Origin of the sequence: Streptomyces sp. NPDC059900, from assembly GCF_050270335.1 — a bacterium.
Classification (GTDB): domain Bacteria; phylum Actinomycetota; class Actinomycetes; order Streptomycetales; family Streptomycetaceae; genus Streptomyces.
Genome location: NZ_JBNNJZ010000922.1, coordinates 1 through 2,143 on the forward strand (window position 1 = coordinate 1; position 2,143 = coordinate 2,143).

General features: G+C 67.4%; 2 protein-coding genes and 1 pseudogene. 2 read left to right on the forward strand and 1 reads right to left on the reverse strand.

Features of this window, described 5'->3' with window-relative positions:
- Window positions 1-175: pseudogene (locus ACQKIP_RS45710) on the reverse strand (acetyl-CoA C-acyltransferase); the annotation flags it as partial.
- Window positions 176-568: 393 nt separating this feature from the next.
- On the opposite strand from ACQKIP_RS45710, the gene ACQKIP_RS45715 reads away from it, so the two are divergent.
- The gene (locus ACQKIP_RS45715; protein WP_365862094.1) at window positions 569-1,189 is read left to right on the forward strand and encodes a TetR/AcrR family transcriptional regulator; all 621 of its coding nucleotides are present in this window, start codon (window positions 569-571) and stop codon (window positions 1,187-1,189) included.
- 77 nt (window positions 1,190-1,266) lie between these two features.
- A partial coding sequence (locus ACQKIP_RS45720; RefSeq protein WP_427745700.1) for a MerR family transcriptional regulator occupies window positions 1,267-2,143 on the forward strand: 877 nt, incomplete at its 3' end.

Below are 2,143 nucleotides of genomic sequence, written 5' to 3' on the forward strand. Positions count from 1 at the left end.
TAGCCACACCGAGCACGACATCGTCGAGCCGGCCGGGGTCCAGGCCCGGCAGCCGCCGGCCCAACTCGTCGATCAGTCCGGCCACCAGCGAAAGCGGCGTGACGTGGCGCAGGGAGCCGTCCCTGCCCTTGCCGCGCGGAGTGCGGATGGCGTCGTAGATGAAGGCTTCGCTCACACTGTCCTCGCTCTTTCTTCCGTGGTGGACGTCGGGCCTCGGTGCGGTATCGCCAAGCCGCGGGGCGGCACCGCAGCGGATCCGGCGGATCCGGCGGGGACTAGTAACGTCACTTATTGGCGTACTGTCAATAGTGCTCGCAGGCCTCAACTCAGGTACCTGCAACAGCAGATGAGAGAATTCCGGGCAACTGTGACACCTGCATGCGCAACCTATTGACATATGGCCAACAGTGAGTTTGCGGCACGGAGAAGCATCGAGTCCCCGCACGCGGCGGCCGAGTCGATGTAGACATGAATCCGTCACACACCACGGAGCAAGACCACGAGGCAACGACCACGAAGCAGGACCACCAAGCCAGCCCCGCAGAGCAACGAGAAGGACGACAACGCTATGAGCGGTCAGCGCCAGACACAGCGACGCAGGCTGGAACCGGACGCCAGGCGTGCCGAAATCCTCAGCGTGGCCCGTCGGCTCTTCGGGGCACGCGGCTACACCCAGGTGTCCCTGTCGGACATCGCCACCGAGGCCGGCGTGGCCCGCGCACTGATCAACCACTACTTCGGCGGCAAGCGCGAGCTCTACCTGGAGGTCGTGCGCCAGATGATGGTCGTCCCCGCCTCCGTGTCCGAGCGGCTGCCCCCGACGACCGCCGAGGAGCGCTTGTCCGTCTGCGTCGACCGCTGGCTCGAGGTCGTCGAGCGAAACCGGGAAATGTGGCTGTCCGCGATCGGCCTGGAAGGGCTCGGCAACGATCCGGAGATCGACCGGATCATGCTGGAGTCGGACGAGATCTCCACGGACCGCATCCTGGAGGCCGCGATGATGACCGACGTCGTCGAGGGCCGGGAGAAGCTGCGGGCGATGATCCGCGCCCACAGCTCCATGCTGAAGTCCGCCTCCAGGGAATGGCTGGTCCGCGGCACGCTCTCGCGCGCAGACCTCCACGTGATCCTCACCCGCACCGTGCTCCACCTGCTCCACACGGTCTTCCCTGCCGTCCGGGACGACTAGGGGTTGCTGGCCATGACATTGGTGACGCCTCACGTCGCTGTTGACCTTCGAGTTGGTTGAAGCTCAATGATGGCGAGGTGCCTAATTCCGAGCTGATGCCCATCGGGGTCTTTGCCCGACGCAGTGGCCTGACCTCCAGCGCGTTGCGGTTCTACTCCGACTCCGGGCTACTGCCCCCTGCCGAAGTAGACCCGGTTACGGGCTACCGCTACTACGCCGCCGACCAGCTGGCGCGGGCAACCACACTGCGTCAGCTCCGCGAGATCGCCATGCCTCTCGCTGCGGTCGAGGCGGTCCTTGACACCGAGGCCGAGGAGGCGGCACGGCTGCTCGACGAGCATGTCGCCAAGATCGTGGGGGATGCGGCTGCGGCACTGCAGAAGGCTGGGGACATCAAGTCCGCGCTCGGTGCCAACGTGCCCGGTCTGCTGATCGCCACGCTGAAGGGTCCCGTCCTGGCGGATGCGGTCGAGCAGGTCCTGACCGCGACCGCGCACGAGCCGGGGATGGCGGTGCTCGCGGGCCTGCACATCGAGGCGAGCCGTGAGGCGATTGGCCTGACGGCGACCGACCGATACCGGCTCTCCACCCGGACCCTGGTGCCGCCAGAGCCACCGTCCCAGGAGTGGGCCGGCACGGTTGACGGCGACGATCTGCGGGCCGCGGTCGCCGAGGTCCGGCGCAGTGCGCGGGTCCGCATCGAAGCGGTGCCACACGGGGTCTGGCTGCGCATGCCCGAGCGGGAGGACCGGCACTGCCGGTTGCTGTCCGAGGATTTCCCCGACCACCGGCTGATGCTCGCCACTCTGGGCGAAGCCGCCACCCGCGCGACGGTCTCGAAGGACCCGCTGTTGCGCGCCCTGGAAGAACACCCCAGCGAACGCATCGTGCTGCACGTCGGCGATCACGGAGTGAGCGTCCGCTCAGCAGACGGCGAGCACCCCGGCATCCCAC

Bases quoted from the DNA above. Each gene is read 5' to 3' on its own strand.
- ACQKIP_RS45715 (WP_365862094.1), top strand. From the start codon at position 569: ATGAGCGGTCAGCGCCAGACACAGCGACGCAGGCTGGAACCGGACGCC.